The organism is Micromonospora sp. NPDC048843 (genome assembly GCF_040649965.1).
Taxonomy (GTDB): domain Bacteria; phylum Actinomycetota; class Actinomycetes; order Mycobacteriales; family Micromonosporaceae; genus Micromonospora; species Micromonospora hortensis.
Genome location: NZ_JBEZGJ010000001.1, coordinates 45275 through 65388, shown reverse-complemented (window position 1 = coordinate 65388; position 20114 = coordinate 45275). Strand labels below are relative to the sequence as shown.

Annotated in this window: 24 protein-coding genes; 17 read left to right on the top strand and 7 right to left on the bottom strand. The window is 71.6% G+C overall.

Features of this window, described 5'->3' with window-relative positions; all coding sequences use genetic code 11:
• Nucleotides 1–54 precede the first annotated feature (54 nt).
• The 5 genes from AB0C20_RS00320 (at nt 55) to AB0C20_RS00300 (ending at nt 4126) form a co-directional block, all read left to right on the top strand.
• Nucleotides 55–390, top strand: coding sequence for a rhodanese-like domain-containing protein (locus AB0C20_RS00320; protein ID WP_030487745.1), 336 nt, complete (start codon nt 55–57; stop codon nt 388–390).
• Nucleotides 391–400: 10 nt separating this feature from the next.
• A complete protein-coding gene (locus AB0C20_RS00315) occupies nt 401–1189 on the top strand; it encodes a glycerophosphodiester phosphodiesterase family protein (protein WP_357566895.1) in 789 nt (262 codons plus the stop codon).
• A 54-nt stretch (nt 1190–1243) separates the two neighbouring features.
• Nucleotides 1244–2698: a PAS domain-containing sensor histidine kinase gene (locus AB0C20_RS00310; RefSeq protein WP_357178499.1), complete on the top strand. Its 1455-nt coding sequence runs from the start codon at nt 1244–1246 to the stop codon at nt 2696–2698.
• A gap of 61 nt (nt 2699–2759) precedes the next feature.
• On the top strand, nt 2760–3179 hold the full coding sequence (locus tag AB0C20_RS00305) for an ATP-binding protein (RefSeq protein WP_357566894.1): 420 nt from the start codon (nt 2760–2762) through the stop codon (nt 3177–3179).
• A 59-nt stretch (nt 3180–3238) separates the two neighbouring features.
• On the top strand, nt 3239–4126 hold the full coding sequence (locus tag AB0C20_RS00300) for a DUF5926 family protein (protein WP_357566893.1): 888 nt from the start codon (nt 3239–3241) through the stop codon (nt 4124–4126).
• Nucleotides 4127–4208: 82 nt separating this feature from the next.
• On the opposite strand, the gene AB0C20_RS00295 is transcribed toward AB0C20_RS00300, so the two are convergent.
• Nucleotides 4209–5426: an arginine deiminase gene (locus tag AB0C20_RS00295; RefSeq protein ID WP_091396783.1), complete on the bottom strand. Its 1218-nt coding sequence runs from the start codon at nt 5424–5426 to the stop codon at nt 4209–4211.
• A 163-nt stretch (nt 5427–5589) separates the two neighbouring features.
• Here AB0C20_RS00295 and AB0C20_RS00290 point away from each other — a divergent pair, with 163 nt between their 5' ends.
• From AB0C20_RS00290 to pheA, 5 genes are all read left to right on the top strand, one after another.
• Nucleotides 5590–6327 carry a hypothetical protein gene (locus AB0C20_RS00290; RefSeq protein ID WP_112583868.1) on the top strand — a complete coding sequence of 246 codons (738 nt, stop codon included), beginning with the start codon at nt 5590–5592 and terminating at the stop codon, nt 6325–6327.
• A gap of 169 nt (nt 6328–6496) precedes the next feature.
• Complete coding sequence (locus AB0C20_RS00285) at nt 6497–6955, top strand: hypothetical protein (protein WP_112583869.1); 459 nt, start codon at nt 6497–6499, stop codon at nt 6953–6955.
• Between the two features lie 75 nt (nt 6956–7030).
• The gene (locus AB0C20_RS00280; protein ID WP_357178510.1) at nt 7031–7420 is read left to right on the top strand and encodes an ACT domain-containing protein; all 390 of its coding nucleotides are present in this window, start codon (nt 7031–7033) and stop codon (nt 7418–7420) included.
• A gap of 207 nt (nt 7421–7627) precedes the next feature.
• Nucleotides 7628–8122, top strand: a complete 495-nt coding sequence (locus AB0C20_RS00275; RefSeq protein ID WP_357178513.1) for a hypothetical protein — start codon at nt 7628–7630, stop codon at nt 8120–8122.
• 10 nt (nt 8123–8132) lie between these two features.
• The gene (gene pheA, locus AB0C20_RS00270) at nt 8133–9086 is read left to right on the top strand and encodes a prephenate dehydratase (protein ID WP_357178516.1); all 954 of its coding nucleotides are present in this window, start codon (nt 8133–8135) and stop codon (nt 9084–9086) included.
• Between the two features lie 85 nt (nt 9087–9171).
• Here the strand turns inward: pheA and AB0C20_RS00265 are convergent, their stop codons facing one another.
• The 3 genes from AB0C20_RS00265 to AB0C20_RS00255 form a co-directional block, all read right to left on the bottom strand.
• Nucleotides 9172–9894 carry an AIM24 family protein gene (locus AB0C20_RS00265; RefSeq protein WP_357178519.1) on the bottom strand — a complete coding sequence of 241 codons (723 nt, stop codon included), beginning with the start codon at nt 9892–9894 and terminating at the stop codon, nt 9172–9174.
• A gap of 129 nt (nt 9895–10023) precedes the next feature.
• Nucleotides 10024–10371, bottom strand: coding sequence for a metallopeptidase family protein (locus AB0C20_RS00260; protein WP_030487733.1), 348 nt, complete (start codon nt 10369–10371; stop codon nt 10024–10026).
• A 149-nt stretch (nt 10372–10520) separates the two neighbouring features.
• The gene (locus AB0C20_RS00255; protein ID WP_091396762.1) at nt 10521–10952 is read right to left on the bottom strand and encodes an OsmC family protein; all 432 of its coding nucleotides are present in this window, start codon (nt 10950–10952) and stop codon (nt 10521–10523) included.
• Nucleotides 10953–11083: 131 nt separating this feature from the next.
• Between AB0C20_RS00255 and AB0C20_RS00250 the strand changes: the two genes are divergently transcribed.
• From AB0C20_RS00250 to AB0C20_RS00240, 3 genes are all read left to right on the top strand, one after another.
• On the top strand, nt 11084–11821 hold the full coding sequence (locus AB0C20_RS00250) for a hypothetical protein (RefSeq protein ID WP_357178525.1): 738 nt from the start codon (nt 11084–11086) through the stop codon (nt 11819–11821).
• Between the two features lie 267 nt (nt 11822–12088).
• Nucleotides 12089–12910, top strand: coding sequence for an HAD hydrolase family protein (locus AB0C20_RS00245; RefSeq protein WP_357178528.1), 822 nt, complete (start codon nt 12089–12091; stop codon nt 12908–12910).
• Nucleotides 12910–13722, top strand: a complete 813-nt coding sequence (locus tag AB0C20_RS00240) for an HAD family hydrolase (RefSeq protein ID WP_238687580.1) — start codon at nt 12910–12912, stop codon at nt 13720–13722. The genes AB0C20_RS00245 and AB0C20_RS00240 overlap by 1 nt, the downstream gene beginning before the upstream one ends.
• Before the next feature lie 2 nt (nt 13723–13724).
• On the opposite strand, the gene AB0C20_RS00235 is transcribed toward AB0C20_RS00240, so the two are convergent.
• On the bottom strand, nt 13725–14327 hold the full coding sequence (locus AB0C20_RS00235; protein WP_091396749.1) for a bacterial proteasome activator family protein: 603 nt from the start codon (nt 14325–14327) through the stop codon (nt 13725–13727).
• An 84-nt stretch (nt 14328–14411) separates the two neighbouring features.
• Between AB0C20_RS00235 and AB0C20_RS00230 the strand changes: the two genes are divergently transcribed.
• Together AB0C20_RS00230 and AB0C20_RS00225 are read left to right on the top strand one after the other, a co-directional pair.
• A complete protein-coding gene (locus AB0C20_RS00230) occupies nt 14412–15209 on the top strand; it encodes an alpha/beta fold hydrolase (RefSeq protein WP_357566892.1) in 798 nt (265 codons plus the stop codon).
• 81 nt (nt 15210–15290) lie between these two features.
• Nucleotides 15291–16478, top strand: coding sequence for an ABC transporter substrate-binding protein (locus AB0C20_RS00225; protein WP_357178536.1), 1188 nt, complete (start codon nt 15291–15293; stop codon nt 16476–16478).
• A 67-nt stretch (nt 16479–16545) separates the two neighbouring features.
• Here AB0C20_RS00225 and ddaH read toward each other — a convergent pair whose 3' ends face one another.
• Nucleotides 16546–17379: a dimethylargininase gene (gene ddaH / locus AB0C20_RS00220; protein ID WP_357566891.1), complete on the bottom strand. Its 834-nt coding sequence runs from the start codon at nt 17377–17379 to the stop codon at nt 16546–16548.
• 59 nt (nt 17380–17438) lie between these two features.
• Here ddaH and AB0C20_RS00215 point away from each other — a divergent pair, with 59 nt between their 5' ends.
• Nucleotides 17439–17903 carry an Lrp/AsnC family transcriptional regulator gene (locus tag AB0C20_RS00215; protein ID WP_030331732.1) on the top strand — a complete coding sequence of 155 codons (465 nt, stop codon included), beginning with the start codon at nt 17439–17441 and terminating at the stop codon, nt 17901–17903.
• Nucleotides 17904–17975: 72 nt separating this feature from the next.
• Nucleotides 17976–18932 (top strand): zinc-binding dehydrogenase, encoded by a 957-nt coding sequence (locus AB0C20_RS00210; RefSeq protein WP_357566890.1) that lies wholly within the window; start codon nt 17976–17978, stop codon nt 18930–18932.
• A gap of 6 nt (nt 18933–18938) precedes the next feature.
• Here the strand turns inward: AB0C20_RS00210 and AB0C20_RS00205 are convergent, their stop codons facing one another.
• Nucleotides 18939–20045, bottom strand: a complete 1107-nt coding sequence (locus AB0C20_RS00205; protein WP_357178546.1) for a hypothetical protein — start codon at nt 20043–20045, stop codon at nt 18939–18941.
• Between the last annotated feature and the right edge of the window lie 69 nt (nt 20046–20114).

Sequence of the window (20114 nt, the reverse complement as noted above, 5' to 3'; positions counted from 1 at the left end):
GCCGACGGCCCGGTCGGTGCCGAACCGGGCCACGAGGATCTAGTGTTGCTTCCTGTGTTCGGACCCCAGGTTCCCACAGTGCCCGTGACCGAGATCGCCGACGAGACCTACCTGCTGGATGTGCGGGAGGACGACGAGTGGGCGGCCGGCCACGCGCCCACCGCTCACCACCTGCCGATGATGGAGCTTCCGGCCCGGCTGGCCGAGGTGCCCACCGACCGGGAGGTGGCTGTCGTCTGCCGTTCCGGCGGGCGTTCCGCCCAGGTCGTCGCCTACCTGATCAACAACGGCTGGGAGCAGGTGCGCAACGCCGACGGCGGGATGCGTCAGTGGGCTGCGGTCGGCCGACCGGTGGTCGACGCGAACGGGCAGCCCGGCCAGGTCATCTGAGGCCGGCGCAATGGGCGGGCCACTGGTCTTCGCGCACCGCGGCGCCTCGTTCGACCTACCCGAGCACACCCTCGCCGCGTACCTGCGCGCCCTCGACGAGGGCGCCGACGGTCTGGAGTGCGACGTCCGGCTGACCCGGGACGGGCACCTGGTCTGCGTGCACGACCGTCGACTCGACCGCACCAGCAACGGTCGCGGTCTGGTCAGCGCGCGTACGCTCGCCGAACTGGACGCCCTGGACTTCGGCTCGTGGCACCCGGGCAGCGCCCCGGACGGCGACCTGCCACCGGATGAGTCACACACCCGGCTGCTGACCCTGGCCCGCCTCCTGGACGCGGTGCTCGCCGCCGGGCGGCCGGTCCGACTGCTGGTGGAGACGAAGCACCCGTCCCGCTACGGCTCGAACGTGGAACGGCGGCTGGTCAGCCTGCTGCGCCGGTACGGGCTGGCCGACCCCGCGCCGGACGACAGGGTGCAGGTCACCGTCATGTCGTTCTCCCCGCTGGCGGTCCGTCGGGTGCGCGAGCTGGCCCCGACGCTGCCCACAGTGCTGTTGCTGGAGGTGCTGCCGCGCTGGCTGCGGTTGGGTCGGCTGCCGTTCGGCACCCGGATCGCCGGGCCGGGCATCGGCCTGGTCCGGGCCCGCCCGCAGTTGCTGCCCGCACTGCGCGCGGCCGGCAACCAGGTGTACGTCTGGACTGTCAACGAGCCGACCGACCTGGAGCTGGTGCTGGCCGCCGGGGTGGACGGGATCATCACCGACCGGCCCGCGTACGCCCTCGCCCGGCTGGACCGCTGACCCATCGACCGGGCGGGGGTGCCCAAAACCGGGTCGGCGGGGCAGACTCGGCACATGCCGGAGCGTATCGATTTCCCCGCTCTCCTCGCCGGCCACACCGTCGTGATCGAGATGATCAATTCTGGGGACGCGGGCCTGCCGGTCCTCACCCAACTGCTCCGGGTGGCCCAGCCGGCGCTCGGCGCGACCGGGATGGCGTTCGTCGAGTTCGGTCCTACCGGCGGTCGCGTCATCGCCGCGACCGGCGCGGCGGAGTGGGCCCTCGGCCGACCGCTGGCTGTCGACGACCCGGACACCGTCTGCCTGCTCTCCGGACCACGGGTACGCCAGGCGCGGGTGAGTGACCTCAACGGCAAGCTGGCCGGCGAACTGGCCGGCAGCGGCCTGCGCCGGATGGTCGTCTCCCGGGCCGAGATCGGCGGGCACACAGTCGGCAGCCTGCACGCGCTCTATCCGGGCGACGACGAGCCGGGCGCCGAGCAGCAGGGGGTGATCGCCTATCTCGCCTCCTGCGTCGGGCACATGTACGGCGACCAGAGTGGCCTGCCGGTGCACGGCGACGGCCCGGTGGTGGCGGCCCTCGCCGACGGGCTGGCCGTCGTCGACCGGGACGGGCACGTCCGGCTCTGGAACCCGGCCGCCGCCCAGGTCACCGGCCGGACGGTCGAGCAGGCGCTGAGCCGCCCACTGCCGTTCCCGTTGCCGCCCTCCGGGCAGGTTCGGGACCATCGGATGCCGGACGGCCGCTGGCTGCGAATCACCTCCGGCGACCTGCCCGGCCCGGGAACGTTACGGGTGGTCACCTTCCGCGACATCACCGACCAGCAGCGCCGCGACCACGACCGCGAGCTGTTCGTCGCGGTGACCAGCCACGAGCTGCGTACGCCGGTCACCGTCATCAAGGGGTACGCGGACACCCTCACCGACCACTGGGAGTCGCTGACCGACGTCGACCGACGGCAGGCGGCCCGGGTGATCGGGCAACGTGCCAACGAGCTGGCCCGGCTGGTCGACCGTCTGCTCAGCTCGGCGGCCGAGGTGGGGCCGGGCGACGACCCTCCCACCCCGTTCGACCTCGGCGAGGCGCTGCGCTCCGCCGTCGTCGACCTGCCGGCGGAGCTGCGCCGCCGGCTGGTGCTCCGCCTCCCGAGCGATCTGCCCAAGGCGCTCGGTCATCGGCCCAGCCTGGCCACCGTGCTGACCGAGTTGACGACCAACGCCGGCAAGTACTCGGCACCTGGTTCTCCCATCGAGATCACCGCCTCGGGCGACGGTCACCTGGTGGCATTCCGAGTCAGCGACCAGGGCATCGGCATCCGACCCGAGCACGTGGAACGGGCGTTCGACCGGTTCTGGCAGGGCGAGTCCGGCGACCGTCGCGGCTACCCGGGGGCCGGGCTCGGCCTCTATCTCGTCCGCCGGATCGTTGAACAGCAGAATGGATGGGTATCCCTACGTCCGAGGACCGGCGGCGGTACGGTCGCAGAGGTGCGGCTACCACGCGGTTGACCAGGGGTGGCGCGACGTGGAGGCGACGGTGGCAGCGGCAACGAGGGATCGAGCCTGGTGCGTGGTGGTACCCCACCACCCGGGCGGAGCACGGCTGGCCCGACACCGCCTCGCCGCCGAGCTGACGGATGTCGTACCCCCGACGCTCCTCGCGGACCTGATCGCGGTGCTCGCGGAGCTGGTGGGCAACGCGGTGCGACACGCCAGACCGCTGCCCGGCGGCGTGATCCGGGTTGCCTGGCAGTTACGGCCCTCGGCCGAGGGCGCGCTGATCCAGCTTCGGGTCACCGACGGCGGCAGCGCGAGCACCGGGCCACGGCTCCGAACGGCAAGCCCGGACGCGGCGGACGGGCGCGGGCTGCACATCGTGGCCGGTCTGGCCACCCGTTGGGGCGTCGAGCAGGACGGCATGGGCCAGCGCGTCTGGGCGGAGTTCGACCCGACGCCGACATCTCGACCCGACCTGGTGTCGGCGAGCTGAGGACGGCTCGGGCGGGTCCCGGTCACGGCGAGCCGCTCGGGGCTCTAGGCTGTGACGCCGTGAGTAAGCGTCGAAAGAGCCAGCGCGCCGCCGCCGACACCACCCCCCGTCGCGACAAGGTGCGAGACGTCTTCGTGCCGCGTCCGTTCGACGGGCTGGTCGACGAGTCCGAGTGGATCGCGCTGCGCGAGTTGGTGCCCGCCGCCTCCGCCCCGCTGCGCCTGGCGCCCGCCCTGGTCGAGGAATTCGGCGACCGGGCGGCGACGCTCGCCACGGTGCTGCCCATGGCCGCCCCGGCGATCACCAAGCCGGACGGCCGGGTGCTCATCGGTCTCCAGCGCCACCAGCAGTCCGGTGACGTGTCACGGGACCTGGCCGACGCGCTGCTCAGCGCGCTGCGTGCCGAGCCGGGTGGCCAGGTGACAGTGCCGCCACTGCCCGGCCCCGGGCCCCGGCTGCAGGACATCCTCGTGGACGGTCCGCTGGACATCACCATGCACGACGGTTTCGACTTCTGGCTCGACCCCGGAGCCGCCGACGATCCGACCGTCCAGGCGTCGCTGGAGCGGGCCAACGCGGCCATCTACCCGACGGTCCGGCTGACCTCGGCGAAGGCCGCCTACTGGTGTCAGGTCCCGGAGAAGGCCCACGTGCGCTGGGTGCTGCCGGACGACGAGGACGCCGCCCTGGACGCGCTGGCCCGACTCGGCGCGGCCGGCACGCTGACGCTCGGCGAGCAGACCAAGTTCGCCGGCATGTTCCGCGCGCACGGTCGACTCGTGCCGGTCTGGGACCTGCCGGAGGAGACCCCGGCCGCCGAGTGGGAGGAGCCGGTGGCGCAGTTCGCCAAGCGGTACGCCGAGGCGCTCACCGTCACCGACCCACTCGACGCCGCCGGCCGCCGTGCCCGTCAGGGGCTGCTCGGCCGCCAGCTCACCCTGCGCTGAGCGGGCACCATCGCTCCGCACCCGCCGTGCGGCGGGTGCGGTCGTCCCGCTCAGCCGGGCGGTGGGTTTGATCGTCGCGAGCTCAGCCGGCGACGGGTAGCGGGTCGCGGGTGATCGGGCAGGACATGCAGCGCGGTCCGCCCCGACCGGAGCCCAACTCGGAGCCGGCGATCGGGATCACCTCGATGCCGGCCCGCTCCAGTTGGGCGTTGGTCTCCGTGTTGCGCTCGTAGCCGACGCAGAGCCGGGGGGCCAGCGCGAGGGTGTTGTTGCCGTCATCCCACTGCTCACGTTCCGCGGTGACCGGATCCAGCCCGGTGTCGATGACCCGGAGCAGGTCGAGGTCCATCGCGTCGGCGGCGGCCCGCAGGAACGGCGCCGGCCCGTCCACCCGCGGGTCCTCGCCGTCCCCGCCGGCGATCACCGTGTACGCCGACAGCGTGCTCGCGATGTTGGGGTACATCAGGACGGCGTCCACGTCGACCATCGTGCACACCGTGTCCAGGTGCATGGTGGCGCGCTTCTGGGCGATCGGCACCACAAGGATGGTGTGGGCCAGGCCGGCGGCGAAGACCTGCCGACCGAGGCGTTCCGCGCCGGCCGGGGTCGTCCGCTCGCCCACCCCGACCGCCAGCACCCCGGGCGCGAGCAGCAGCACGTCCCCGCCCTCCAGGTGCTCGAGGCTGGGACGGTAGACGAATTCGGTGCCGGCGAACCTGGGGTGGTGGCGGTAGATGGCGTCGGTCAGGGTGGTCTCGCGACGGCGGGCCGGCATGGCCAGGCTGGTGACACCGACCCGGTCGCCGATCCACAGCGACGAGTCGCGGGTGAAGAGCAGGTTGGGCAAGGGGTCGATGACGAAGTCGTGTCGGTCCATCAGTGTGTAGACCAGTCCACCCGGCCGCTCGGAGCTGATCCGCAACTCCTCGTGGGCCAGCCCGGCGGTGAGCACGTCGGCCAGCGCTGCCGGGTCCAGGTAGGAGAGGTGGTCGGCGACGCGGGCGCGTAGCGTGTCGCCGAGCCGCCGGGAACGCAGCACCTGCTCGGTGAGTTCGGCCCGGGCGTCCGCGACGGCCAGCGTCTCGGCCAGCAGGGTGGCCAGGTAGAGCACCTCGACGCCGCGCTCGCGCAGGGCGGCGGCGAACGCGTCGTGCTCCTCCTGGGCGCGCCCCACCCAGGGGATCGCGTCGAACAGGAGCGAGTCGTTGTTGCGGGGGGTGAGCCGGGCCAGTTCGGGGCCGGGCCGGTGCAGCAGTACGGTGCCGAGCCGCCCGACTTCACTGTCGACGTAGTGGGTCACTCCCGCAGCGTAGGGCAGGGTTTAGCGGCATCCGAGAAAAGAACTGTGGATGAATATGGCATTCATCCACAGTCACTCCGGCGCTCCGGCTTGCAGAACACCGGTAGTGGCAACGTAGGGTAGTGAGGACATAACTTCGAGGGACCTTTTGCCGGAGGTCGCGATGACTGTCTTTCCCGCACGACGAGCCGTACCGTCCGCTCGGGCACTGCCGCCCGTCGCGGTGCCACACCCCCGCGTCGAGGCGCCGGGGGTTCTCGAACCGGTCCGTCCGACACCGCTCGAATGGGCCCGCCGCCGTCGGGCCGAGCGGGGTGCACGCCGCCTGGAGGCGGCCGGGGCACGGGCGTTGGGCCAACTCGACCACCTCGGGCCTGCCTGGCACGTGATCGAGTGGCCGCGCACCGACGTGACAGACGTCCTCGACCGCGGTCAGGACGAGCGAGCCGGGTTCCTCGCCATCGGGCCGAGTGGTCTGTTTGCCGTGACCATCGCCGACCACGGCCGGGCCCGGGTGCTCGTCGCCGGAGACGTGGTGCAGATCAACGGCAAGCGACCTCCGTACGTGGCCGAGTCCCGCCGGGACGCCAAGCGGGCCAGCAAGGCGCTCTCCGAGGCGGTGGGGCTGCCCGTTCCGGTGACGCCGGTGCTGACCTTCGTCGGCTCGGGCGTGATCAGCGTCTACGGCCTCCCGAAGGACTGCCTGATGGCCACCCACCGGGAACTGGACCGGCTGCTCGTGGCCGGCGGCAGCCGGATCAGCCCCGCCACCGCCGAGAAGCTTTCCCGGGTCGCACAGCACCCGGGCACCTGGCTGAACGGCACGTACCGTCCAACCGCCGACTACCGGTGGTACGACGAGGGCCGAACGGCCGCTGACAAGCCGGCCCACCGCCGGTAACGTCACCGGCGACGCCACGCGGCTCCGGTCCCCCCGTTCACCTCACCGGTCTCCGCGCCGTCACCGGTCGCCTCGGTTCACGCTGCGCGCCCCGGTGACCCGGTGCGCTCGGTGATTCCGTCGGCGACCCGCTAGCGTGGACAGTCGATCGGTGCACATAGGAGGCGCGGTGGCCCACGTCGAACTTTCGCTCTCGGAAGCGTTCGTGCCGGCGGCGCGGGCCTCGACAGAGCCGGAGTCCGACAACGTCGGCCAATGGTCGTCGACAGTCTCCCGGGCCGACGAGCCGTGCCTGCTGATCGACGCCGACACCCGGGTGGTGGCGATCTCCACGGCCGGTTGCGAGCTGCTCTGTCTCGGTGAGCCGGCCGGGCTGATCGGGCGACCGTTGCTCGATGGCGGGCTGCGCCTGCTCGACTTCACCGCCAACCGGGGCGAGCTGACCGAAGCCGAGATCGACAAGATTCCGCCCCTGCTGGCGCTCTCCTCCGGCCGACTCGCCCGTGGGCTACTCAGGGTGCAGGCCGCCTCGGCGAACAGCTCCGACGCGACAGTTGACGCGATCTCCACCCCGGTGCTCACCGACGGCACCGTCGCCGGCTCACTCACCTTCTTCTCCGAGGTCTGACCTGCGGCGCAGTGTGGCCTTCGCCGCACGCGGCGTTGCCCGGATGGGTCCGCACGAAGGCCGTAGGGTGCCCTCATGCTCGATATCGCTCTGCTGCCGGGGGAATACGCTGTGTGCCGGCTGGCCGCTGGCACCACAGTGCCGTACGCGCTGTCGAGCGGGCTGCGCGGCGCGGACGTGGTGACGGTGAGCTGGACCTCCGACGGGATCTCTGTGATCTGCCCGACCGAGCGGGCCCCGGCACAGGCCGTGGTGGAAACGACCTGGCGCTGCCTACGGGTCACCGCCCCCGTGGCGCTGGCCGGCACCGGCAGCCTGGCCGCGCTGGTCGACCCGCTCGCCGAGGCACGGGTCAACGCCGTCACGTTCTCCACGTTCGACACCGACTATCTGCTGGTGCCGACCGTCCGGCTGACCGAGGGCACGGCCGCGCTCCAGCGCGCCGGGCACCGCGTCACCGGCTGACCTTCTCCCGTTCGGCCGCTCACCCTACGATGGGCTCGGCCACCCCGGCCGCGACGAATTCTCCGATGTCCCGAGGATCGGCCCGTGCCGTTCACCCCACCCCCGCCCGCGTGCCCCTCGCCGCGGTCGACGATCCACCCCTCACCGGCGACCCCTGGCCGGGCAGCCGATCGCGTTCCGGCGCGGGGCCTCGCCCGAGTCCTGCCGATGGCGCTCGCCGTCGCGGTGCTGGCCGGCTGTGGCGCCCCACCCGGGCTGGGGGAGCCGACCAGCGTGCCCACACACACCGCAGCCCCGACACCGTCCGGCCCGAGCACCGCACCGTCCACCCCGCCGACCACAGCGCCGTCTCTCGGTACGGTCACGCCCACCCCGGACGCCGGGTTGGTCGCGACGGCCTGCCGCAACGGGCCGACCGGCCAGCGGGTGCTGCAACTGCTGCGCGGCAGGGCCGGAGTGCTGCCGGCGAACGTCCGGGTCCAGGTCCGCACCGGGCCGCTCTGCGCCGGCGACTGGCAGTTCACAGTGCTGACGGTGACCGGGCACGAGGAACTCCAGGTGGTCACCCGGGGCGAGCCCGGTTCCCCGGTGCTGGTCACCGCCGGCACTGACGTCTGCACCATCGAGGTACGCGCCACCAGCCCGGCCGGGATCCGCGCCCTCGCCTGCGACGCCGGCCCGGCCAACGGGCCGGGTGCGTAGGCTGATCGGCATGCCGGGAACACCACCGACACGTTTCGTCTTCCTCGGGCCGGAGGGCACCTTCGCCGAGCAGGCCCTGCGCTCCATACCCGCCGCCGAGCGCGGCACCCGTACGCCCGCTCGCAGCGTCGGAGAGGCGCTGGACAGCGTCCGCACCGGCGACGCCGACGCCGCGCTGGTGCCGCTGGAGAACTCGATCGGCGGCGCGGTGGGCGTCACGTTGGACGAGATGGCCGAGGGCGAGCCGCTGGTGATCACCCGGGAGGTGATCCTGTCGGTGGAGTTCGTGCTCGCCGCGCGGCCCGACACCCCGCTGACCGCGATCCGCACCGTGGCGGCCCATCCACAGGCGTCCACCCAGTGCCGGGGCTGGTTGCGCGACCACCTGCCAGACGCCGTGGTGGTCGACGTGCTCTCCAACGGAGCGGCGGCCGCGGGTGCCGGCACTGGCGAGTACGACGCGGCGATCTGCGCACCGATCGGAGCCTCTCGGCACCGACTCACCACACTCGCCGACAAGATCGCCGACCACCCCGACGCGGTGACCCGGTTCGCGCTGGTGTCCCGCCCCGGGCCGCCACCACCGCCGACCGGTGACGACCTCACCTCGCTCGCGGTCTACATCGCCCACGACCGGGTCGGCGCGCTGCTGTCCGTACTGATGGAGTTGGCCGTCCGTGGGGTCAACCTGACCCGGATCGAATCCCGGCCGACCGGCGAGGCGTTGGGCCGCTACGTCTTCTTCCTGGACTGCACCGGCCACGTGGCCGACGTACGCCTGGGCGAGGCGTTGCAGGGGCTCCGCAGGGTCTGTGCCGACGTCCGCTTCCTGGGCTCCTATCCCCGGCACCGGTGGGCCGAGGCGGGCGAACGCCCGGTGCCCGCGCCGGCGGGCCTCTCCGACGTCGACTACGCCGACGCGGCGGCCTGGCTGACCCGCCTGCGTACCGGCGAGTTGACCTGACCGGCGCGGAGCGCCCCCACGTGAAGGGGAGCGCCCGCGCCGCTGCGGTCGGAACGACAGACCGGGTGCGGCCAGCCGCTCCCGGTCAGCTCAGCAGACCGCCGAGCAGACCGCCCTCCTGCTGCTGCTGGCCACTGCCCATGACCGGCGGCTCCTCGGACGGCTGCACCACCACGAAGCCCTGACCGGCGAAGCTCATGGTGAACGACTCACCGGTGCGTCGGCCCAGCAAAGTGCCGAGGCCCATCTGCTCGGCCCGGTGGTAGCCGGTCTGGAGGTTGGCCGACCAGCAGACGGCGGCCTGCGGGTCGACGTACGTCGGGGCGTCCACGTTCAGCACCACCGGGGTGCCCTTGGTGGTGATGGCGATCCGCCCGTAGCCGCTGAACACACAGTTGAACAGGCCGGACGACGAGGCCATCCCGGCGCCGCCGACCATCCTGATGTCGTACTGGAGGGTCGAGTCGAAGGCGAGCACGCTGCTGCCGTTGATGGAGAGGGCGTCGCCCGGCTCCAGGTCGATGATGTGCACGTCCTTGGCCAACTCGGCGAGGAAGACGTCACCCTGCCCGGTGACCTTCATCAGCGGGACGCCCTCGCCGGTGAGCTTCTGCTTGAGGAACTTGCCAAGGCCGCCTGAACCCAACGCCTGGAACTGCACATTCCCCTGGTAGGCGACCATCGACCCGACCCGGGCCATCGCCTCGCCGTTGAGCTCGATCTTCAACATCTTGGAGTTCTGCAACCGCATGCCGGGCTGCGCGGACTCCTTCTCCAGATTCTCCGCGGAGAACAGCTCGCTGCGCATGAAAGGGCCTCCTGAATAGGGTCGCGTTCGCTGCACCGACGGTAGGCGACCTCGGCAAGCACCGGCCATCGGGCAGGCGGCGCGGCGCGGCGGATCGTGCGGCGGCGCGGGCGGGTCGAGCGCGGAGGCTCAGCCCCAGCCCAGCGCGTGCAGGCGCGCGTCGTCGATGCCGAAGTGGTGGGCGATCTCGTGCACCACTGTCACCGCCACCTCGTCGATGACGTCCTCGTCGTTGTCGCAGATCCGCAGGATCGGATGGCGGTAGATGAAGATCCGGTCGGGCAGCACGCCGGAGTAGTCCCAACCGCGCTCGGTGAGCGCATGCCCCTCGTAGAGGCCGAGCAGGTCGACCTCGCCCGGTGGCGGGTCGTCCTCGACCAGGATCACCACGTTGTTCATCAGGCCGAGTAGTTCTTCGGGCACCTCGTCGAGGGCTTCGCCGACCAACTCCTCGAAGCGCTCACGGCTCATCTCCACCGGCACCTCGCCCATTGTGCCCGACGCGGGGGCACGCGGCCCGGTCCTGCCGTACGGCCGTGGCCGTCATCCGCACATGCACGGAAGAAGCGACCACCCGGGACCGGGTGGAGGCTCCTTCCGTGGACGTACGGTGTGGGCCGGCTGGCTCAGGCAGCCAGGCGGGCGTTGAGGGTGATCTCGGCACCCGGCGAGAGCAGGCGGGAGATCGGGCAGTTGGCCTTGGCGGCCTCGGCGAGCTTCTGGAACTCCGCGTCGTCGATCCCCGGGACCTGGCCGACCGTCTCCAGGTCGATCCGGGTCACGGTCATGCCGGCGTCGGTCTTGTCCAGGTGCACCTTGGCGGTGGTCTCGACCGAGGTGGCCGTCGAGCCCGCGTCGGCAAGCGCCTTGGAGAACGCCATCGAGAAGCAGCCGGCGTGCGCGGCGGCGATCAGCTCCTCGGGGTTGGTGCCCTCACCCTCCTCGAAGCGCGACTTGAAGGAGTAGTTGCCGGACAGGCCGCCCTTACCGGTGCGGATGGTGCCCGCGCCCTCGGTGAGATTGCCCTGCCATTGTGCTGAAGCGGTACGGATAGGCATGGGGCAAACGCTAGCGGAAAGGCGACCGCCGAGCGACAGACCGGCGCGCTCGCCAGCCCTGCGATCCCTGTCACCACCAGCTTGCTGTGCCATGATGCGACCCAGGTCCGTGACCGGCGGAAGGGTGGCCGATGTCCGAGGAGCTTCCAATCCCGCGGCAGGGCGACCGATCCGAGGCCCCGGCGGTGATCGAGTGGGGTGCCGACGAGCCGGCCCCGCGACGCCGCTTCACGTGGTCCCTGGCCGACTTCGCGCAGGATCCTCGGCTGCCCCTCCTGCTCGCCGGTCTGGGCGCGGTGGCCGCGATCGCCTCGCTGGTCGGTGAGTGGCTGGTGATGAACCTGCCGAACGGCGGGCCCGAGGGAAACACGACGATCAAGGTGCCCGCCGGGGTGTCCGAGGTCGGTGGCTTCGGGGTCGGCTACCTGGTCGGGCTTCTCGCTCTCGTCTGCACCGTGGCGCTGACGTTGCGCGGCACTGCGGCCGTGCGGCCGAACGCCCGGCTGGCCGGTCTCACACTGGCCGGCGGCCTGCTGGCGCTGCTGGTGGCTGCCACGGCCAGCCTCGACAACCCCGGTCAGCGAAACTTCTTCTACTCGCCCCAGGACGGCTTCCAGGTCGAGTACGGCCGTGGGTTGGTGATGGCGTTCGTGGCCTGTGTGCTGTTCGCGGCCGCCTTGCGGTTGACTCCCGCCGCACCCCCCGGCGGGTTCGGGCCGCCGCACGACGACCACCCCGCCGACCCGCCGGCACCGCGGCCCTGGCGCCGCCGCCGAGACCCCGACCCGATCGAGGACGGCCTCCCCGCCCCAGCCGACCTGACGGTCACCCCCGCCGCCCCCTTCGCCCGCCCCGACCCCCAGCCCTAACCCACCCCACCCCCGCGCCGATCTTGCATTTTCTGTCCCGGCATAGGGCCCATAAGTACGCGAAACGGCAACCGAAAGTGCAAGATCGCGCGGTGAGGTGTGGGTGGTGCGCGCGGGACACCTCACCGGCGCTGAGGGTTGGCGTCCGATTCGCCTGGAAGCCATGGATGCGACCCGTTCCGCGAGGTACGGTTGCTGCCCGCCGTCACTCCGGGACTCGGTTTCCCTGACCCTGGCGGTGCGACGGCGGCGGGCGAAGGAGGAACGATGACCCGCCCGGGACTGCCCAAGTTGATCGCGACCGACCTCGACGGGACGCTGGTCCGCAGCGATAACACCGTCTCCACGTACACCCATGGGGTGCTCGACCGGGTGCGCGCCGCCGGAATTCCGGTGGTCGGCGCGACTGGACGCGGCCCTCGGTTGACCGAGTTGACCCGCAACGACATCCGGGCCGCCGACTTCCTGGTGATGGCCGGCGGCGGACGAGTGGTCGACCAGAGCGACCCGAGCGGCCCGGTGGTGCTCCGCGACGAGCGGCTGCCCGCCGAGGTGCTGGCCCGGCTCCTCGCCGACCTGGAGGCAGAGGTCGGCCCGCTGACCGTGATGGTCGAGGCGTCCGACGAGCACGACGCCCCGCTGTGGGGCGACTACCACGAGAGCTGGCCCTACCAGGACCGCTTCGAGGCGCGCACTCGCGACGAGTGCCTCGCCTGCGACGTGATCAAGGCGTTCGCCCGGACCGCCGACCACCACGTGGACGAGCTGCTGGCGGTGGCCCGCCGGATCGTCTCGCCGCAGGTCGCCACTCTCACCCAGGCCGGGCTCGGCTTCATCGAGATCTGCCCGCCGGGCGTTGACAAGGCGACCGGGCTGACAGTGGTGGCGCAGACCCTCGGGGTCGACCCGGCCGACGTGCTGGTCTTCGGTGACATGCCCAACGACCTGCCGATGTTCGAGTGGGCCGGTTGGTCGCGGGTGGCAGTGGCCAATGCCCACCCCGCGCTGCGCGCCGCCGCCGACGAGGTGACCTTGCGCAACGACGACGACGGGGTGGCGGTGTATCTCGACCGGCTACTGTCCCGGTAATGGGAGACACACCCCGCCTCATCGCCACCGACATCGACGGCACGCTGATCCGCGACGACCACACAGTCAGCCCACGCACCGCCGACCTGCTCGCCCGGATCGCGGCGCGAGGCACGCCGGTCGTCCTGGTCACCGGCCGTCCGGTCCGCTGGCTCAAGATGGTGTACGACCAGCTCGCCCGGCCGCTGCCGGCGGTCTGCGCCAACGGCGCCGTGGTCTACGACCCGTTCGAGGACGCTGTGGTGCGTGCTGACCCGCTCGCACCGCACCACCTGGCCGAGGTGGCCCGGAGGCTACGCGCCGAGGTGCCCGGGATCAGCTTCGCAGTGGAGATCCTGGACAGCCGGGAGATGCGGCACGAGGCGCACTACCCGCTGCGCTGGGACGCCGACGCCAACGGCATCCGGCCGATCGAGACGCCGGAGGAGTTGCTGTCGGTCCCGGCGGTGAAGCTCCTCGCCCGAGCCGGCGAGCAGGACCCGGACGCCTTCGCCGAGCTGATCGGCACGGCGGTGGCGGGGTTGGCCGAGGCCACGCACTCGTCGTCCTCAGGGCTGGTGGAGATCTCGGCGGCCGGGGTGACCAAGGCGGCGGGACTGGCCTGGTACTGCGACCAGCTCGGAGTGGCCGCGGCGGACGTGCTGGCCTTCGGCGACATGCCCAACGACGTGCCGATGTTGACCTGGGCCGGGCGTGGTGTGGCGGTGGCCAACGCGCACCGCGCCGTCCTGGCGGTCGCCGACGACGTGACGACGGCGAACACCGAGGACGGCGTGGCGGCGTACCTGGAGAAGATCTTCGGGGTGGACTGAGGTCAGAGGTACTGACCGGTGTTGTGGCCCTCGCCGCCGCCCGGCTGGCCGATGCCCGGCATCCCGGGGACCACCCCACCGGGGCCGCTGGGCAGCGCCTGCCGGCCGCCGCGCATCTGCTCCAGCTGCACCCGGGCGGCCATCTGCTGGGCCACCAGGGCCGCCTGGATGCCGTGGAACAGGCCCTCCAGCCAGCCGACGAGCTGGGCGTGCGCGATCCGCAGCTCGCCCTCGCTGGGGGCCTTGTCCTCGGCGAAGGGCAGCGAGATGCGCTCCAGCTCGTCGCGCAGCTCGGGGGCGAGGCCCTCCTTGAGCTCGACGATCGACCGCTCGTGGATCTCCCGCATCCGGTTGCGGCTGGCGTCGTCGAGAGGCGCGGCCTTCACCTCCTCCAGCAACTGCTTGATCATGCTGCCGATCCGCATCACCTTGGCCGGCTGTTCGACCAGGCGGGTCGGGTCCTCGCCCTGGCCCTCGTCGGTCTGCATCGTGCCGATCGGCCGGCCGTCCGGACCAACCACCACCACGGTGCCGGAGTGGCCGGAGTCGTCGGGGCCGGGCTCGTCGTTCTGTCCAGCGGAGCGCGCTTCGGTCATGGGGTCCATCTTTACCCAGCGGGCGGGAGCCATGCCGCCCGGGACCGACTACCGGGGCCGAACCACCCGGGCGGGGCGCGCTACCGTCGCGCCATGCCTGTCGACCCGCGCGCCGTGTTGACCCGGCCCGCACCGGAGCCCGACCGGACAGTGGCGTACGGCGACCACCCGGATCAGGTGGCCGATCTGCGCCTCCCGGCGGGAACCGGGCCGGCCCGGCCGTTGGTCGTCGTCCTGCACGGCGGCTTCTGGCGGGCCGAGTACGACCGGCGGCACACCGGCCCGCTGGCCGCGGCCCTCGCCGCTGACGGCTACCCGGTGGCCCAGCTGGAATACCGCCGCACCGGGCAGCCCGGGGGTGGCTGGCCGGGCACCCTGACCGACGTACTCACCGGGGTGGCCGAGCTGCCGGTGCTGGCGGCCGAGGCGCTGCCCGGCCGGGTGAGCCTGGCCCCGCCGATCCTGGTCGGGCACTCCGCCGGCGGCCACCTGGCGCTGTACGTGGCGGCCACCGCCCCGGCAACGGTGGGCGGGGTGCTCGCCCTGGCCCCGGTGGCCGACCTTGGCGAGGCGTACCGGCGGGATCTGGACTCGGGCGCTGTCGCCGCGCTGCTCGGCGGCGGCCCGGCGCAGTTCCCGGACCGGTACGCGAGCACGGATCCACGAATGTTGGTACCGATACGAACACGGACAGTAGTTGTTCATGGCTCGGACGATCACCAGGTTCCGGTGGAGATGAGCCGGGATTTCGTCACGGAGGCGCGTGTCACAGGTTCCGATATTTCCCTTGTTGAACTGCCCGGATGCGAGCATTTCGGGCTGATCGACCCGGAGGCCGACGCCTGGCCTCAGGTCCTCGCCGTGTTGCGGTCCCTGCACGATGATCACTAGCCATTGACGCAGCGTCGCGGACCAGGTAGAACGCCGGTGGGGCGGTGTTCGGCCCTGTAACGCTTCCTTGGAAGGAACTCGGTGTCGCAGATGAATCGCAGGCGGGCGCTCCAACTGTTGGCCGCGCTCGGTACCACCGGGTTCGTCACCGCGTGTGGCTCAGACGGTGACGCCGAGCCGACCGCCGACCGGGGCCCGATCAAGATCGGTTTGATCACGCCGCAGGCTGGTGGTTTCAAGAGCATCGGCGACGACATCACCAATGGCTTCCAGCTCTTCCTCGATATGCACGACCAGCGGCTGGGCGGCCACCCGGTGGAGCTGTTGACCGCCGACGAGGGCGACACCGCGAAGACTGGCAAGGCTGCCGTCGAGGGCCTGCTCAAGCAGGGCGTGCTGGCGCTCACCGGCGTGGTCAACTCGGCGGTGATGGTCGGCATCCGGGACACCGTGGAGCAGGCCCGGGTCCCGCTGATCGGCTCCAACGCCTCACCGAGCAGCCTCCAGAGCGTCTTCTACATCTGGCGGACCTCGTACGTGCTCGACGAAGCCGGCAAGGCGCTGGGCCGCTACCTCCGCGACCAGCTGCCGGCGAACGGCCGCGTGGCGATCATCATGCCGGAGAACGTCGGCAGCCCGGACGTGGTCCGTGGCTTCCGGCAGGACTTCGGCACTACCGATCCGCGGATCGGCGACCCGGTGACCTACACCAGCGCCACCTCCAACCCCGGCAAGACGACGTACGCCTCGGACATCAGCAAGGCGCTGGCCAAGAAGCCCACAGCGGTCTTCTGCTTCTTCGCCGGAGCGGCCGCTGTGGAGTTCATCAAGCAGCTGCGCGAGAAGTTCGCCGGGCCGATCTACGCACCCGGCTTCCTCACCGAGGGCGCCGTGCTGGAGAACCTGAAGGACAACGCGCTGGGCATCCAGACCGCGCTGAACTACTCGGCCGACCTGAACAACACGTCGAACCGGGTCTTCGCCTCGGCGTACCGCAAGAAGTACCAGGTCACCCCCACCACGTACGCGATGGCGTCGTACGACGCGGCGCAGGTGCTCGACCAGGCCATCCAGCTGACCGGTGGGAAGCCCACGCCGCAGCAGGTCAACCTGGCTCTGGGCAAGATCGGCCAGATCGACAGCCCGCGCGGCATCTGGCAGTTCAACCAGCCGCGTACCCCGCAGCAGAAGTGGTACCTACGCGAGGTGCAGCGCGACGGTCAGGTCATGTCGAACGTGCTGATCAACGAGCTGGCCACGCTGGGCTGAACGCCCACCCGGAACACGATTCGGGGCCGGTCTCCCAGTGGGAGGCCGGCCCCGAGACGTTCGCGGGTCAGTGCCGCAGCTCGGCGATGCAGCACTTCACACTGCCGCCGCCCTTCTTCAGCTCGGCCAGCTCGACCGGGACCGGGGTGTACCCGGCCGCCTTGAGCTTGCCGGCCAGGCGGGTGGCCTCACTGTTGAGCACCACGTTCGCGCCGTCGCTGACCAGGTTGAGCCCGAAGGCCATCGCATCCTCGTCGTCGGCGATCACCGCGTCCGGGAAGAGCTGGGTGAGCACCCGCTGGCTGGCTGCGGAGAAGGCGCCCGGGAAGTAGACGACGTTCGTGTCGTCGATGGCCGCCAGCGCCACGTCCAGGTGGTAGAAGCGGGGGTCGATCAGGCGCAGCGACACCACCGGACGACCCAGCGCCTCCTGCGCCTCCGCGTGTGCGGGGATCTCGGTACGGAAGCCGTGCCCGGCCAGGATGAGCCCGCCGTGCGCCTCCGGCACGTACGCGAAGTCGCCCTCACCCTCGTTGGTCTCGCCGGGTGCGATGAACCGCCAGCCCTGCGCCTCGTAGAACGCGTGGTGCGCGGCGGCCTCGGCGGCCCGCTGTTCGTGCTTGAACCGTGCGCCGTAGACGCTGCCGTCCACCACGAAGCCGCCGTTGGCGGCGTAGACCATGTCGGGCAGGCCCTGCTCGGCGGTGAGCAGGTGCACCTCGTGGCCGAGGCCGACAAGCGTCTCGCGCAGCCGGTCCCACTGCTTGACGGTCAGGTCCCGGTCGACCGGGGTGGTCACGTCCATCCACGGGTTGATCGCGTACTCGACCGCGAAGTACTCCGGCGAGCACATGAGATATGTCCGCTTTCGCGGGAAACGCTGCTGGTTCACGGTCACCAAGAGTAGGTACCGTAGAACTTTGAAAACAGCCACAAGCGTTGCTTCCCAGAGGCGGAACGTTGCAGATAGACGCGGTAGACCAGCGGATCATTGCGTTACTCGTCGCGGACGCCCGCGCGTCGTACGCCGACATCGGTGCCCGGGTGTCACTCTCCGCCCCGGCGGTCAAACGACGCGTCGACCGACTGCGCGCCACCGGCGTGATCAGGGGATTCACGGCCGTCGTTGATCCGGCCGCCGTCGGCTGGACCACGGAGGCCTTCGTCGAGCTGTTCTGCGCCGGCCGGACCACCCCCGCGCAGATCGGCGTGGCCGCCCGCCGACACCCCGAGGTGGTCGGCGCGTACACCGTCTCCGGGGAGGCGGACGCGCTCGTGCACCTACGCGCCGCCGACATCGCCCACCTGGAAGCGGCACTGGAGCGGCTGCGTGCCGAGTCCTTCGTGACCTCCACCCGCAGCACCATCGTGCTCTCCCGGCTGGTCGAATCGCCCGGCGTCGGCCCGTCCGCCGGCACCTCTTGACCTCAACCCAGGTTGAGGAGGTGGACTGGCAGCGAGTGGGCGAGGCAGCCCATCGGGGCCGAGGGGGCTGTCATGCGGGCGATCTGGTTACGTGAGTTCGGTGGGCCCGAGGTGCTGGTGCCCGGCCCCGCGCCCGACCCGGTTCCCGGTCCCGGCCAGGTGCTGATCGACGTCGCGCACGCGAACATCACCTTCATCGAGACGCAACTGCGCGCCGGACACCCCGGCCCGTTCCGCCTCACCCCACCGCTGATCCCCGGCAACGGCGTCGGCGGAGTGATCACGGCGATCGGGCCGGACGTCGACCCGGCGCTGACCGGGCAGCGGGTGGTCAGCGCCACCGGAGGTTCCGGCGGTTACGCCGAACGCGCGGCAGTGGACGCGTCGGCGACGATCGCGGTGCCGGCCGGGTTGGCTCTGGACGAGGCGGTGGCACTGCTGGCCGACGGGCGGACCGCCACCATGCTGATCGAGGCGGTCGGCGTCCGCCCAGGTGACCGGGTGCTGGTGGAGGCCGCGGCCGGCGGCGTCGGCAGCCTGTTGGTGCAGCTCGCGGTCCGGGCCGGGGCCCGGGTGATCGGCGCGGCCGGTGGGCGACGCAAGGTGGACCTGCTACCCGGCCTGGGCGCCGAACTGGCCGTCGACTACCTGCTGCCCGAGTGGGCCGAGCAGGTCCGCGCTGCGGTGGGCGCTGTTGACGTGGTGCTCGACGGGGTCGGCGGTTCGGTGGCCCGGGCGGCCTTCGGCCTGCTCTCCCCGGGCGGCCGGATGGTCAGCTTCGGGCTGGCGAGCGGGGAGTGGTCCCCGGTGTCGGCGGAGGCCGCTGCGGCTCGGCAGGTCACACTGGTCCGCCCGGACGTGCCGCCGGCCCGGCTGCGGGCGTACACCGAACAGGCCCTGGCGGACGCGGCGGCCGGCCAGCTGCGACCGCTCATCGGCCAGCGCTTTCCACTGGAACGCGCCGCCGACGCGCACGCCGCCATCGAGGCGCGCGCGACGGTCGGCAAGACCCTGCTGGACGTGGCCTGATCGAGCTCAGAGGTACATGCCGGTGCGGTGCTCCGACTCGTCGCGCCGGACCGGCTTGTCACCCTCACCGAAGAACCGCTTGCCACCGAACTCGCCGTGCAGACGGTCGTCCAACTCGTCGGCGAGACCGGTCATCACCTGCACCGCCAGCATCAGATGGGTCGCCTGGAAGTTACGGCCGAACACCGGGATGGACGCCCAGACCGTGTCGTCGGCGCAGTAGAGGCGGCCGATCGGCATCCGGTTCGTCAGCTCGGAGAGCTTGACGTAGAGCCGCTCGGTCGGCTCCACCTCAGTGAGCACCGGCGAGAAGACGTCCACCAGGGGCGGATTGTCCCGCACCCGCACGAAGACCATCGCCGAGCCGGCACGGATGGTGATGTCGCCGTCCGAGTCGATCTGCAACCGGTCGGTGTCCGACTTCAACATGGTGGAGACCACTGTGCGGACCCGATCGGCCAGGTCGAGCACGTCGTCCCGCTCGACCTGCGAGGCGGCCGCCTCGGCCAACGCCTCCTCCAGATCCGCCTCGACGTCGGCGTCCGGACCGAACTCGCTACGGGCGGTGCCCAGCGCGTCCACTGCCAACGGCTCGCCCTCGGCGTCATGCACCAGATAGACGAGGAAGGCCGGGTGCGGAGCACCGTAGACATCCCGCAGCGTGCGGGAGAGCAGCGTGGCGACCTGCGTCGACTCGGCAGTCGTGGCGTTCAGCCCGAAGGAACCGCCGGAGCCGGCGACCACCCCGGGCGGGGACCAACCGAGCGCGACCATGTCCGCCACCGCGCCGCGGTCCAGTCGGTAGCCCGCCGGCAGAGCCGCGTTGCCGACCGCGCGGGCGGACAACACCCGGTCCGCGTCCACGTCGACGCTTATCGAATAGACGGCGTCCCCGGTGCCGGAGGCGGTGGGGTCCAGGGTCACGTCGAGGTGCGCGCCGACGGGAAGTTCCCGCAGCCGTACGGCGAGCGCGCGGGCGAACTCCCGCCACGCCTCGGTCACCTTCGCCCGCAGGTCGGTGGTGCTGGGCTCGTCGAGCAGGATCGATTCCGCCGGCTCCGTCGAAGCGCCGGGCAGCTCACCGTGCGGCGCCGAGGGGTGGTCAGCCGTCATGATCGCCTCCGTCCGTCACGATCACCCTACCCACGCCGCCTGTTGGTCGAATCAGCCCGGACCGGGATC